This is a genomic window from Micromonospora echinofusca (assembly GCF_900091445.1).
GTDB classification, from domain to species: domain Bacteria; phylum Actinomycetota; class Actinomycetes; order Mycobacteriales; family Micromonosporaceae; genus Micromonospora; species Micromonospora echinofusca.
Map to the genome: position 1 here is coordinate 259,794 of NZ_LT607733.1, position 11,678 is coordinate 271,471.

The 11,678-nt window shown below is 74.5% G+C and carries 12 protein-coding genes; 9 read left to right on the forward strand and 3 right to left on the reverse strand.

Going from position 1 to position 11,678, the window contains the following annotated elements; all coding sequences use genetic code 11:
- Nucleotides 1–58: 58 nt before the first annotated feature.
- Both GA0070610_RS01255 and GA0070610_RS01260 read left to right on the forward strand, forming a co-directional pair.
- Nucleotides 59–817, forward strand: a complete 759-nt coding sequence (locus GA0070610_RS01255; protein ID WP_088998319.1) for an NADH-quinone oxidoreductase subunit C — start codon at nucleotides 59–61, stop codon at nucleotides 815–817.
- On the forward strand, nucleotides 817–1,779 hold the full coding sequence (locus GA0070610_RS01260) for a complex I subunit 1/NuoH family protein (RefSeq protein ID WP_088998320.1): 963 nt from the start codon (nucleotides 817–819) through the stop codon (nucleotides 1,777–1,779). Before GA0070610_RS01255 ends, GA0070610_RS01260 begins: the two co-directional genes overlap by 1 nt.
- A 9-nt stretch (nucleotides 1,780–1,788) precedes the next feature.
- Here the strand turns inward: GA0070610_RS01260 and GA0070610_RS01265 are convergent, their stop codons facing one another.
- Nucleotides 1,789–2,880 (reverse strand): glutathione S-transferase family protein, encoded by a 1,092-nt coding sequence (locus GA0070610_RS01265; RefSeq protein WP_088998321.1) that lies wholly within the window; start codon nucleotides 2,878–2,880, stop codon nucleotides 1,789–1,791.
- A 153-nt stretch (nucleotides 2,881–3,033) separates the two neighbouring features.
- Between GA0070610_RS01265 and GA0070610_RS01270 the strand changes: the two genes are divergently transcribed.
- Complete coding sequence (locus GA0070610_RS01270; RefSeq protein WP_088998322.1) at nucleotides 3,034–3,468, forward strand: ester cyclase; 435 nt, start codon at nucleotides 3,034–3,036, stop codon at nucleotides 3,466–3,468.
- On the opposite strand, the gene GA0070610_RS01275 is transcribed toward GA0070610_RS01270, so the two are convergent.
- Entirely contained in the window at nucleotides 3,449–4,021 is a 573-nt protein-coding gene (locus GA0070610_RS01275; RefSeq protein WP_088998323.1) for a Uma2 family endonuclease, read from the reverse strand. The two genes, GA0070610_RS01270 and GA0070610_RS01275, sit on opposite strands and share 20 nt — an antisense overlap.
- Nucleotides 4,022–4,114: 93 nt before the next feature.
- Here GA0070610_RS01275 and GA0070610_RS01280 point away from each other — a divergent pair, with 93 nt between their 5' ends.
- The 6 genes from GA0070610_RS01280 to GA0070610_RS01305 are packed head-to-tail and all read left to right on the forward strand — an operon-like array spanning nucleotide 4,115 to nucleotide 10,642.
- Nucleotides 4,115–4,741: a NuoI/complex I 23 kDa subunit family protein gene (locus GA0070610_RS01280; protein ID WP_088998324.1), complete on the forward strand. Its 627-nt coding sequence runs from the start codon at nucleotides 4,115–4,117 to the stop codon at nucleotides 4,739–4,741.
- Nucleotides 4,738–5,349 carry an NADH-quinone oxidoreductase subunit J family protein gene (locus GA0070610_RS01285; RefSeq protein ID WP_088998325.1) on the forward strand — a complete coding sequence of 204 codons (612 nt, stop codon included), beginning with the start codon at nucleotides 4,738–4,740 and terminating at the stop codon, nucleotides 5,347–5,349. Before GA0070610_RS01280 ends, GA0070610_RS01285 begins: the two co-directional genes overlap by 4 nt.
- Entirely contained in the window at nucleotides 5,346–5,669 is a 324-nt protein-coding gene (nuoK, locus tag GA0070610_RS01290) for an NADH-quinone oxidoreductase subunit NuoK (RefSeq protein ID WP_088998326.1), read from the forward strand. The genes GA0070610_RS01285 and nuoK overlap by 4 nt, the downstream gene beginning before the upstream one ends.
- The gene (locus GA0070610_RS01295; protein ID WP_088998327.1) at nucleotides 5,666–7,624 is read left to right on the forward strand and encodes an NADH-quinone oxidoreductase subunit 5 family protein; all 1,959 of its coding nucleotides are present in this window, start codon (nucleotides 5,666–5,668) and stop codon (nucleotides 7,622–7,624) included. Before nuoK ends, GA0070610_RS01295 begins: the two co-directional genes overlap by 4 nt.
- Nucleotides 7,621–9,126, forward strand: coding sequence for a complex I subunit 4 family protein (locus GA0070610_RS01300; protein WP_088998328.1), 1,506 nt, complete (start codon nucleotides 7,621–7,623; stop codon nucleotides 9,124–9,126). The genes GA0070610_RS01295 and GA0070610_RS01300 overlap by 4 nt, the downstream gene beginning before the upstream one ends.
- A gap of 40 nt (nucleotides 9,127–9,166) precedes the next feature.
- Nucleotides 9,167–10,642 carry an NADH-quinone oxidoreductase subunit N gene (locus GA0070610_RS01305; protein ID WP_088998329.1) on the forward strand — a complete coding sequence of 492 codons (1,476 nt, stop codon included), beginning with the start codon at nucleotides 9,167–9,169 and terminating at the stop codon, nucleotides 10,640–10,642.
- Here the strand turns inward: GA0070610_RS01305 and GA0070610_RS01310 are convergent.
- Nucleotides 10,639–11,637: an IS481 family transposase gene (locus GA0070610_RS01310; RefSeq protein WP_157747286.1), complete on the reverse strand. Its 999-nt coding sequence runs from the start codon at nucleotides 11,635–11,637 to the stop codon at nucleotides 10,639–10,641. The two genes, GA0070610_RS01305 and GA0070610_RS01310, sit on opposite strands and share 4 nt — an antisense overlap.
- Nucleotides 11,638–11,678: the final 41 nt, after the last annotated feature.

Sequence of the window (11,678 nt, forward strand, 5' to 3'; positions counted from 1 at the left end):
AGGTGGGTGGGGCGTTCGGTTGGGTGGGGGGTGCGGGGGAGGACCTAGGATCAGCGGCATGACTCCGGAAGAGGTCGGCCAGCGGATGGTCGCGCTGCTCGCGCCCGTCGAGGTGACCCCCTCGGTCTCCGGTGGCCAGGCGCACGCCCGCGCCACCGTCGACGTACCGCCGGTGAACTGGCCGGACGCGCTCCGCGCCGCCCGCGACGACGCCGAGTTGGCCTGCGACTACTTCGACTGGCTCTCCGCGGTCGACGAGCTCGCCGAAGGCTTCGACGTGGTGGCGCACCTCTGGTCCACCACCCGCCGGCACGGCCTCCTGCTGCGTACCCGGGTGCCCCGGGAGTCCCCGGCCGTCGCCTCGGTGGTCGACGTCTACCCGGGTGCCGCGTGGCACGAGCGGGAGACGCACGAGATGTTCGGCATCGACTTTCCCGGCCACGGCGGGCTGGCGCCGCTGCTGCTGCCGCCCGAGTTCGAGGGGCACCCGCTGCGCAAGGAGTTCGTGCTCGCCTCCCGGGTGGCGAAGCCGTGGCCGGGCGCCAAGGAACCGGGCGAGTCCGAGGCCGGCGGCGGGCGCCGGCCGATCCGCCCGCCGGGCGTGCCCGCGCCGGGGGAGTGGGGTACGACGCCGACGCCGGCCGGCGCGGGCGGGGTCGGGGAGGGGCCGCGCGGCGGCACCCCGGCCCGGCCGGCCCGGGAGCGGCCCGCCCGGCCGGCCCCGGGGGCCCGTCCACCCCGTACCGCCCGGCCCGCCCCCACCACCGACGGCCCGGCCGCGTCGGAGCGGTCCGGCGACGACGGAGGTACGCCCTGATGCCACTGTGGCTGGAGCTGGTCATCCGCGTGGGGGGCGTGCTCGTCGCCTTCCTCACCCTGCCGCTGCTGGTTGGGCAGGCCGAGCACAAGGTGATGGCGCACATGCAGGGCCGGCTCGGCCCGATGTACGCGGGCGGCTTCCACGGCTGGGCCCAGCTGGTCGCCGACGGCGTGAAGTTCGTGCAGAAGGAGGACGTCACGCCCCGCGAGGCGGACCGGGCGGTGTTCCGGCTCGCCCCGGCGGTCGCGCTCGTGCCCTACCTGCTGGTCCTGCTGGTGATCCCGCTCGGCCCGGACGACCTGGTCGGGCAGCCGCTGGACATCGGCCTGTTCTTCGTGCTGGCCGTCGTGGGCGTGGGCGTCGTGGCGGTGCTGATGTCGGCCTGGGCGTCGGCCAACAAGTACAGCCTCCTCGGCGGCCTGCGCGGGGCGGCGCAGCTGCTCGGCTACGAGCTGCCGCTGGTGCTGGCCGCCGCCTCGGTGGCGATGGCGGCCGGCACGCTCAGCCTCTCCGGCATCGTCGAGGCATGGCAGCCGTGGTGGCTGCTCTGGCAGGCCCCCGCCATGGTCGTCTTCTTCCTCGCCGGGCTCGCGGAGATCCGCCGCCCGCCGTTCGACATGCCGGTCGCCGACTCGGAGCTGGTCTTCGGCTACATGACGGAGTACACGGGCCTGCGGTTCGCGTTCTTCCTGCTCGCCGAGTACGTCGGCATCGTGGTGATCGCCGCCCTCACCACCGTGCTCTTCCTCGGCGGCTGGCAGGGCCCGTTCGCCGACGCGCAGCTCGGCTGGCTGTGGACCCTGCTGAAGGTCTTCGCCGTCTCGTTCCTGATCATCTGGATCCGGGTCTCCTACCCCCGGCTGCGCGAGGACCAGCTCCAGCGCCTCTGCTGGCTCGTCCTGGTCCCCGTCTCCCTGGGGCAGCTCGTCCTCACGGCCGCCGTCCGCGTCGCGCTCTAGGACGCGCCGTCAGGGCAGCGGCGTGTGGGCGGGGTCGACGCGCTCGGCGGGCGGGGGCGGCGGGGGCGGGGTGCCGTCGCCGAAGGGGCGGCCACCGAGGGCCTCCCGGCCGTGCGGAGTGAGCCAGTTCGCCAGGTCGGGGCCGAGCGGCACCACCCCGGTCGGATTGATGTCGCGGTGCACCTCGTAGTAGTGCCGCTTGATGTGGTCGAAGTCGATCGTGTCGCCGAAGCCCGGCGTCTGGAACAGGTCCCGGGCGTACGCCCAGAGCACCGGCATCTCGGCCAGCTTGCTCCGGTTGCACTTGAAGTGGCCGTGGTAGACCGGGTCGAAGCGGACCAGGGTGGTGAACAGCCGGATGTCCGCCTCGGTGATGGTGTCCCCAACCAGGTAGCGCTGCCCGGCCAGCCGCTCGCCCAGCCAGTCGAGCCGGTCGAAGAGCCGGTGGTACGCCTTCTCGTACGCCGCCTGGTCGCCGGCGAAGCCGCACCGGTAGACGCCGTTGTTGACGTCCCGGAACAGCGCCGCGCTCACCTCGTCGATCTCGTCGCGCAGCCGCTCCGGGTAGAGGTCGGGCGCTCCCTCCCGGTGGTACGCCGTCCACTGGGTGGAGAGGTCGAGGCTCATCGGCCCGAAGTCGTTGGTGACCACCTGCCCGGTCGGCACGTCCACGATCGCCGGCACGGTGATGCCCCGCTCGTAGCCGGGAAAGCGGGCGAAGTACGCCTCGGCCAACCGCTCGACGCCGAGCACCGGGTCGCGCCCGCCCGGGTCGAGGTCGAACGTCCAGCTCCGCTTGTCGTGGGTGGGGCCGGCCACCGCCATCGAGATCGCGTCCTCCAGCCCGAGCAGCCGCCGTACGATGATCAGCCGGTTCGCCCAGGGGCAGGCGCGGCTGACCGCCAGCCGGTACCGGCCGGGCTCCACCGGCCAGCCGTCGCGGGCGTCGGCCGTGATCCGGGTGGCGATGTAGCGCTGGTCGCGGGTGAACTCGCCGCCCGGCTCGACGTACCTGCCGCCGGTGCGCATCAGCACCTCGTCGCCGCTGGTGGCGGTGCCTCCCGCGTCAGCCGTCGTGCCGCCCTCGGTCGTGCCGCCCATGCCCCACCCCTCCGCCGTCGCCCGTCGCTCGTCCCATCATGGCGGCTGCGCCGCCCTCAGGCGCGCCGAGTGCCGACCTGGGCCGTCGCGCCGTCCGACGGTGGCGGGCCGCGGCCGGCGGGGGCCGGGCCGGCTGGCGGTTAGGCTGCCGCGATGATCGATGTGGAGACGGCGGCCCGGCGCTTCATCGCCGACGTGTGGAACGGCGCGCGGGAGGAGTCCGCGTACGAGCTGGTGTCGCCGGAGTGCCCGGGGCTGGGCGGGGCCGGCCCGGAGGCGACGCTGGCGTGGCACCGGGAACGCCGCGCCGCCTTCCCGGACCTGCGCTACAAGCTCGTGGACGTGGTGGCCGCCGGGGACCGGGTGGCGGTGCACTGGCGGGCGGCGGGCACCCAGGCCGGGCCGTTCGGGCCGGTGCCGCCGACCGGGCAGGTGGTCAGCTATTCGGGGGCGAGCTTCCTGCGCTTCGACGACGCGGGCCGGATCGTCGACGTGTGGAGCTGCAACGAGCTGTTCCAGCTCCTCCAGCAGTTGGGTGTGGAGATGCTCCCGCCCGCGCCCGGCGGGATCAGCGGGACCGGGGCGTGATCCTGCTCAGCGGGATGTCGATCTCCCACGGCTCCGGGACGAGGATGCCGTCGGTCATCCGGGCCTGCTCGACGTAGACGCGCTTGGCCGGGTCGAGCTTGTGGGCGTGCACGACGCTCCCGGACTCGGTCTCGATCCGCCAGAAGTAGGGGATGTCGGCCTCGGCGTAGAGCGCGGGCTTGAGCACCCGGTCGATGCTCCGCGACCCCTCGGAGACGATCTCGACCACCAGCATCACCTCGTGGGGCCGGTAGTGCGACGGGTTGCGCGAGGCCGCGTCCAGCTCCGTGACCAGCACGTCGGGGATGAACGCCCGGGTGCGGGAGAGCCGCACCTCGACGCCCTGCGTGACGTCGAGGTCGGCGGGGCAGCTTTCCTGAAGAGCCGCACCGAGCATCAGTGCGATCGACTGGTGGAGTCGCGTGGGGGAGGGCGACATGATGAGGTTTCCGTCCAGGAGCTCGTGGCGGCGGCCGTCGTCGGGCAGGCGGTCGAGGTCGTCGGCCGTCCACTTGCCCGGCGGCGGATAGTCGTCGTGCAGCGCGGCGGTCATGGCGAGCCCTTTCCGGTGCGTCGTTCTCCCCGCCCCACCGTACCGCCGGCAGACCCCGGGTGGTGGTCGCGCGCGCCGCGGCCACAGGGCAGGATGGTCGGCATGACCGACCGCAGCGAGCGCAGCGAGCCGGGCGGCGCCGGCGGAGACCGGGGCCTGCCGGGCGCGGGCCTGGTGAAGGGGCTCGCGGTCACGTTGAAGACGATGACGCGCCGCTCGACCACCCAGCAGTACCCGGACGTCGCCCCCGAGCTGCCGCCCCGCTCGCGCGGGGTGATCGCGCTGCTGGAGGAGAACTGCACGGTCTGCATGCTGTGCGCCCGGGAGTGTCCGGACTGGTGCATCTACATCGACTCGCACAAGGAGGAGGTGGCGGTGCCCGGCGCCGCCCGCCCCCGCCAGCGCAACGTGCTCGACAAGTTCGACATCGACTTCTCGCTCTGCATGTACTGCGGCATCTGCGTGGAGGTCTGCCCCTTCGACGCCCTCTACTGGTCGCCGGAGTTCGAGTACTCCGAGTACGACATCAAGGACCTGCTGCACGACAAGGAGCACCTCGGGCAGTGGATGGGCACCGTGCCGCCGCCGCCCGCGCACGACCCCAACGGCGAGCCGGCGAAGGAGGAGACCGCCGCCGCGCGCAAGGCCGCGGTCCCGGCCGCGCCCGCCGCCCGTCCCGCCGCCCCGGCCGTACGCCCCGAGCCCGAGGCCGGCGCATGACGGGTGCTGACGTGCTGCTGCTCGCCCTCGGCGCGCTGGCGGTCGGTTCGGGGGTGCTGGTGGTGGCCACCCGCCACCTGGTCCGGGCCGGCCTCTACCTGGTGCTCTGCCTCGGCGCGCTGGCCGGGATGTACCTGGTGCTCACCGCCGAGCTGGTGGCGTGGGTGCAGGTGCTGATCTACGTCGGCGCGGTCGTGGTGCTGCTGCTCTTCGCGGTGATGCTCACCCGCGCCCCGATCGGGGCCTCCGACGACCTGGACCGGCCCGGCTGGGCGGCGGCGCTGGTCGGCGGCGGCGCCGGGCTCGGGCTGGCCGCCCTGCTGGTCGACGCCTACCGCTGGACGGCCGTGGAGCTGCCCGAGGCGGGCACCGCGGAACGCCTGGGCGAGGCGATCTTCCGCAGCTGGGTGCTGCCCTTCGAGGTGCTCTCGGTGCTGCTGCTGGCCGCCCTGGTCGGCGCCATCGTGATCTCCCGCCCCGACATCGGCCGGCCGAAGGCCGGGGAGCCGGGCACCGCCCGGTCCCGCACCGGCGGGCCGGGCCCCGGGGGTTCCGGCACGGCGGTCGGCGGCGGACGTCCGGGCGACGACAACGGGCGGTCGCGGTGAGGCCCGTCATCCCGTACGTCACCGCCGCCCTGCTGTTCGGCCTCGGCGTCTACGGCGTGCTGCGCCGGCGCAACGCGGTGCTGGTGCTGATGGCCGTCGAGCTGATGCTCAACGCGGTCAACCTGATCCTGGTCACCGCCGACACCACCGTGCGCGCGCAACTGCCGCACGGCGGGCAGGTCTTCGCGCTCTTCGTGATCGTGCTGGCCGCCGCCGAGATCGGGGTCGGCCTGGCCATCGTGCTCCAGCTCTACCGGCTGCGGGCCACCGTCGCCGTCGACGAGGTGCCGCTGGCCGAGCGCCCGGAGGGGGAGCGGTGAGCACGACCACGCTGCTCGGCGCGCTGCTGCCGGCCGTACCGCTGGTGGCGGGCCTGCTCGGCCTGCTGCTGCCGCCGGCGCCGCGCGCCGCCGACCAGACCCGGACGGGCGACCAGGCCGCCGGCGACCGGGCGCGGCGGGTGGCGATCGCGCTCGGCGTGGCGGGGGCGACCGGTGCGCTGGCGCTCGCCGTCGCCCTGCTGGTCACCCTCGACCGGCCCGCCGAGGCGTCCACGACCTGGGTGGACCTGGGCGGGCTGACGGTCAGCCTCGGGGTGCGGCTGGACGGCGCCGCCGCGCTGGTCGCCGTCGCGGTGGCCGCGGTGGCGCTGGCCGTGCAGGTCTACTCGATCGGCTACCTGCGCCGGGGCCCGCACGACGACGTCGACACCGACCACCGCTACCCGCCGTACGCGGCGCAGATCAGCCTCTTCACCGCCGCCATGCTGTTGGTGGTGGTCGCCGGCGACCTGATCCTGCTGCTGGTCGGCTGGGAGGTGATGGGCATCTGCTCCTACCTGCTCATCGCCCACGACCGCCGGCTGCCCGAGGCGCCGGCCGCCGCCATGAAGGCGTTCCTGGTGACCCGGGTCGGCGACGTCGGCTTCCTGCTCGGCATCGCGCTGCTCGGCGTCTCGGCCGGCAGCTTCCGGATCGCCGACGTGCTCGCCCACGACCACGCCACCGGCACGCTGACCGCCGCCTGCCTGCTGCTGCTCGCCGGGGTGGCCGGCAAGAGCGCCCAGTTCCCGCTGCACACCTGGCTGCCGGACGCGATGGCCGGCCCGACGCCGATCTCGGCGCTGATCCACGCCGCCACGATGGTCGCCGCCGGCGTGTACGCCGTCACCCGGCTCTACCCGCTGTTCGAGGTGACGCCGACCGCGTTGGCCGTGCTCGGCGTCATGGCCTCGGTGACCCTGCTGCTCGGCGCGTTCGCCGCCACCGCCCAGGACGACCTCAAGCGCGTACTGGCCTGGTCGACGGTCTCCCAGATCGGCTACATGACGGGCGCGCTGGCGGTCGGCTCCACCCCGGCCGCGCTGTTCCACCTGCTCACCCACGCCGCGTTCAAGGCGCTGCTGTTCCTCGCCGCCGGCGCGGTCATCCACGCCGTCGGCACCACGCTGATGTCCCGCATGGGCGGGCTGCGCCGCAGCATGCCGGTCACCTTCTGGTGCACGGTGATCGGCCTCGGGGCACTCGCCGGGGTGCCGCCGCTGTCGGGCTTCTGGAGCAAGGACGGCGTGCTCACCGTCGCCCAGGAGGCCGCCCTGCACGGCACCGGCCCGGCCCCGGCCTGGGTGGGCTGGCTGGTCTGGCTGGCCGGGCTCGTCGGCGTCGCGGTCACCGCCTGGTACGCCACCCGGCTGCTCCTGCGTACCTTCTTCGGTGAGACGCGGATGCCGCTGGCACACCCGCACGACCCGCCCGCGGTCATGCGCTGGCCGGTGCTGCTGCTCGCCGCGCCGGCCGCCCTGCTCGGCCTCGCCGGCTTCGACTGGGCCTTTGCGCGCCGGCTGCTGCTCACGCACACCGCCGGTGTGCCGGCCGGCGAGCATCTCCTGATCCACGTCGGCCCGGAGCTGCTGCTGCCGCTGGCGCTGCTGGTCGTCGGGGCGGGGCTCGCCTGGCTGCGCTGGCGGCGGGACCCGGCCGCCGACCCGGCGACCGCGCTGGGCCCGCTGCGGCCGGTCTTCGCCGCCGCGTTCCAGCTCGACGACGTCCAGCGCGCCCTGGTCGTACGCCCCACGAAGGCGCTGGCCCGCGCGGCGCGTACGGCCGACGAGGTGGTGGTGGACGGCGCGGTCGAGGGCAGCGGCCGGGCCGCGCTCGGCCTCGGCGGCGGCCTGGCGGCGCTGCACCGCGCGGCGCTGCCGCGTGCCGCGGTCGGCGTGCTGGCCGGGGCGCTGCTGATCGGCCTGGCGGCCGTCGTGATCGGAGTCTCCGCATGACCATGGGGGAGTTCCTGCTGGTGGCGGTGCTGGCGCTGCCGGCGCTGGGCGCGCTCGCGGTGGCGGCGACGCCCCGGGACCGGGCGGCCCGGGCGCTCGGCACGGCCGTCGCGGGGCTGACCCTGGTGGCCGCCGCGCTGCTCTTCCTCGGCGACCGCTCCTGGACCACCTACGCGGCCGGCACCCCCGCCGTGCGCCCGTGGCACCGGCTGGACCTGCCCTGGGTGCCGGGCCTCGACCTGCGCTTCCACCTCGGCGTGGACGGCATCTCCTGGCCGCTGGTGGTGCTGACCGCGCTGCTCACGCTGCTGTGCTGCGTCTACACCCTGTGGAAGGTCCCCGACGGCGGCAGCGGGCGGGCCCTGGTGGCACTGCTGCTGGTCGTCGAGGTCGGCATCCTCGGCACCTTCCTCGCCCTCGACCTCGTGCTCTTCTTCGTCTTCTTCGAGGTCGTCCTGCTCCCGATGTACGCGATCATCGCCGGCTGGGGCGGCGCGGACCGGCGGCGGGCGGCGGCGAAGTTCGCCCTCTACACGCTGTTCGGCTCGGTGCTCCTGCTGGTCGGCGTCTACGTGGTGGTGTCCGCCGCCGGCACGGCCGACATCGTGGCGCTCACCGGCGGGACGGGGCTGTCCCGGGGCACCCAGCTCGCGGCGTTCACGCTGCTCGCGCTGGCCTTCGCGGTGAAGAGCCCGCTGTGGCCGCTGCACTCCTGGCTGCCCGACGCGCACACCCAGGCACCCACCGTCGGCAGCGTGGTCCTCGCCGGGGTGCTGCTCAAGATGGGCACGTACGGGCTGATCCGGATCGCGGTCGGGGTGGCCCCGGAGGGCGCCCGCTGGGCCGCCCCGGTGCTCGGCGTGCTGGCCGTGGCGGCGATCCTGGTCGGGTCGCTGGTCTGCCTCGCGCAGCGGGAGCTGAAGCGGCTGATCGCGTACTCCAGCGTCGGGCACATGGGCTTCGTGCTGCTCGGGGTCGCCACGCTCACCACCACCGGCATCCAGGCGGCCCTGATCGGCAACGTCGCGCACGGGGTGATCACCGGCCTGCTCTTCTTCCTCGCCGGGGCGGTCAAGGACCGTACGCACACCGGGGCGCTGGACGAACTCTCCGGGCTGCGGGAGACCGCACCCCGGCTCGCCGGGCTGCTCGGCTTCGCCGCCGTCGCCTCGCTCGGCCTGCCGGGGCTGGCCGGCTTCTGGGGCGAGGCGTTCGCCGTGGTCGCCGCCGTCGAGGTCGGCGGGGCGCTGTGGACCACCCTGGGCGTGCTGGCGGCGATCGGCGGGGCGCTCACCGCCGCGTACCTGCTGCGGCTGCTGCGCCGGGTGACGCACGGGCGGCCCAGCGCGGCGGTCGGGCGGCTGACCCCCGGCCTGGCCGGCGTGGAGCTGGTCGCGTGGGTGCCGCTCGTGCTGCTCGCCCTCGCGGTCGGCCTGGCCCCGACCCTGGTGCTCGGCGTCGCGGAGGCACCCGTCGACGCCCTGGTGGAGGTGCTGCGGTGAGCGAGGCGGGCCGGCGGTACGGACGTGACGGGATATCGGCATGAGCGTGGTGCAGAGCGTCGACAACGTGGCGCTGCTCCCGGCGTACCTGGCGGCCGGGACGGCCGTGCTGGTGCTGCTGGCCGACCTGCTGGTGGCCCGGGGCCGGGTCACGCTGGCGACGGCCGCCGTCGGTGCGGCGGCCACGGCGCTGGGCGCGGTCCTGGTCGGCGCCGGGGGTGAGCGGCGCACGTTCTGCGTCGGCCCCGACTGCTCGTACGTCTTCGGCGGCCGGGCCGCCCTGGTCGCCGTCGTCGTCGCGCTGCTCACCCTCGGCGTGCTGGCCCTGTCCGGCCCGTTGCTGCGGGCGGGGCAGTCGCCGACGGGGGAGTACTGCTTCCTGCTCGCCTGCTCGATGACGGGCGGCGTGGTGCTCGGCGCGGCCGGCGACCTGATCACCCTGATCGTGGCGCTGGAGACGCTCACCCTCCCGCTGTACGTCCTCGTCGGGTTGCGCCGCGACAGCCTGGCCAGCGCCGAGGCGGCCGTCACCTTCTTCGTGGTGAGCGTGGTCGCCACCACGCTGACGCTGCTCGGGGCGGCGCTGCTCTACGCGGCCACCGGCGGGCTGCACCTGGGCCGGATCGGCGCGATCCTCGCCGACCGGCCGGACCTGCTGGACCTGCCGCTCACCACCGCCGCCGTGGCGCTGGTGGTGCTGGGGCTGGCGTTCAAGGTGGCGGCGGTGCCGTTCCACGCCTGGGCGCCGACCACCTACGACGGCGCGCCGCTGCCGGTGGCGGCGTACCTGTCCACCGCCTCGAAGCTGGGCGGCGTGGTGGCCCTGCTCGCCGTCGTGCAGTACGCGCTGCCGGCCGACGTGACCGGCCCGGTGCTCGCCCTGCTCGCGGTGCTGACGATGACCGTCGGCAACCTGGTGGCGCTGCGCCAGCGGCGTACGGTCCGGCTGCTCGCCTGGTCCTCGGTCGCCCAGGCCGGCTACATCCTCGCCCCGCTCGGCGCGCTGGCGCTGGCCGCCGGGCGCACCGCCGACGCCCGCACCGTCGCGTACGCGGCCGCCGTCGCGTACGCCGTCTTCTTCGTGGTGCTGGAGCTGGCGGCCTTCGCGGCCGTGGTGGCGCTGCGCCCGGCGGGCGCGGACGGCGGCACCCTCGACGACCTGCGCGGGGCGGCCCGGCGGCACCCGTGGCGGGCGGCGGCGTTCGGGCTGGCGCTGGTCGGGCTCGCCGGCCTGCCGCCGGGCCTGGCCGGCCTCTTCGCCAAGGTGACCGTGGTCCGTTCGCTGCTGGACGGGGGCGCGGGCTGGCTCGCCGTGGTGGTGGCCGTGAACGCGGTGATCGGCCTCGCCTACTACCTGCGCCTCACCGCCACCCTGTGGGCCGCGCCGGCCGCCGAGCGGGTCACCGTGGCCCCCGTGCGGGCCCGGACGGTCGGGGTGGTGCTGGCCGTGGCGACGGCGGTGGCCCTGGTGCTGGGCTTCGCCCCGCAACTCGTGCTGGGCCTCGCGGCCCGCTAGATGTACTGCCCAGGGAGGTTGGTCAACCTGGTGATGGGCGGTTTGCCTGCGGTGGCGGTGTGGGGTCGGTGGTGATTGTAGTGATGGAGCCATGTGGGTAGGGCTGCTCGGCGGGCGTGCTCTGAGTTGTAGAAGCGTCGTAGTGCCCAGCCGTCGGTCATGGTGCGGTGGAACCGTTCGACCTTGCCGTTGGTTTGGGGCCGGTAGGGGCGGGTCTTTTTCGGTGTGATGCCGAGTTGGTGGCAGGTGTCGCGCCAGGCGTGTGACTTGTAGGCCGAGCCGTTGTCGCTTAGGACGCGTTCGACGGTGACGCCGCGGTCGGCGAACCAGGCGACAGCGTTGCGGAGTACGTCGATGGCGGTGGTGGCGGTTTCGTCGTTGTGGATCTCGGCGTAGGCGACGCGGGAGTGGTCGTCGATGACGGTGTGCACGAACGCCGTGCCGATGCGGGGGGCGTAGCGGGTGTTACGGGCGCCGGTGCGTCGGGCGGTGGCTTGGCGGTGGCGCTCGCCTTGGGCTCGGCCGACGTAGCGCCAGCCGCCGCCGTCGGGGATGCTGCCGTACTTCTTGACGTCGACGTGCAGCATCGCGCCGGGGTGGTCGTGTTCGTAGCGGCGGATCGGCTCGCCGGTGGCGCGGTCGATGTGGGACAGGCGGTTGATCCGGCAGCGGGTCAGCACGGCGTGCACGGTCGAGGCCGGCATCGCCAGCTGGCCGGCGATCTGCACTGGTCCGAGTCGCTGTTTCCAGCGCAGGTGCACGATTTTGCGCACCAACGGCTGGCCAGTCTTGGCAGGGCTGCGGTGCGGGCGCGACGACCGGTCCGTCATCGCGGCCGCACCATGCTCGGCATACCGCACGGCCCACCGCTTCGCGGTCGGCCAGGACACGTCGTAGCGCTCGGCCGCCCGAGCGACCGGCCAGCCCTCGTCCACGATCAGACGCGCCAAACGAAGACGTGCACGAGGAGTCAAAGCGGCGTTAGCGTGGGACACGAAGGCCTCCTGGTTGGCGGAGCGGTTCCTAGACAGCTCCA

Excerpts from the sequence above, each read along its gene's own strand:
- GA0070610_RS01255 (WP_088998319.1), top strand. The coding sequence starts at position 59 with ATGACTCCGGAAGAGGTCGGCCAGCGGATGGTCGCGCTGCTCGCGCCC.
- GA0070610_RS01260 (WP_088998320.1), top strand. The coding sequence starts at position 817 with ATGCCACTGTGGCTGGAGCTGGTCATCCGCGTGGGGGGCGTGCTCGTC.
- GA0070610_RS01265 (WP_088998321.1), bottom strand. The coding sequence starts at position 2,880 with ATGGGCGGCACGACCGAGGGCGGCACGACGGCTGACGCGGGAGGCACC.
- GA0070610_RS01270 (WP_088998322.1), top strand. The coding sequence starts at position 3,034 with ATGATCGATGTGGAGACGGCGGCCCGGCGCTTCATCGCCGACGTGTGG.
- GA0070610_RS01275 (WP_088998323.1), bottom strand. The coding sequence starts at position 4,021 with ATGACCGCCGCGCTGCACGACGACTATCCGCCGCCGGGCAAGTGGACG.
- GA0070610_RS01280 (WP_088998324.1), top strand. The coding sequence starts at position 4,115 with ATGGTCGGCATGACCGACCGCAGCGAGCGCAGCGAGCCGGGCGGCGCC.
- GA0070610_RS01285 (WP_088998325.1), top strand. The coding sequence starts at position 4,738 with ATGACGGGTGCTGACGTGCTGCTGCTCGCCCTCGGCGCGCTGGCGGTC.
- GA0070610_RS01300 (WP_088998328.1), top strand. The coding sequence starts at position 7,621 with ATGACCATGGGGGAGTTCCTGCTGGTGGCGGTGCTGGCGCTGCCGGCG.
- GA0070610_RS01305 (WP_088998329.1), top strand. The coding sequence starts at position 9,167 with ATGAGCGTGGTGCAGAGCGTCGACAACGTGGCGCTGCTCCCGGCGTAC.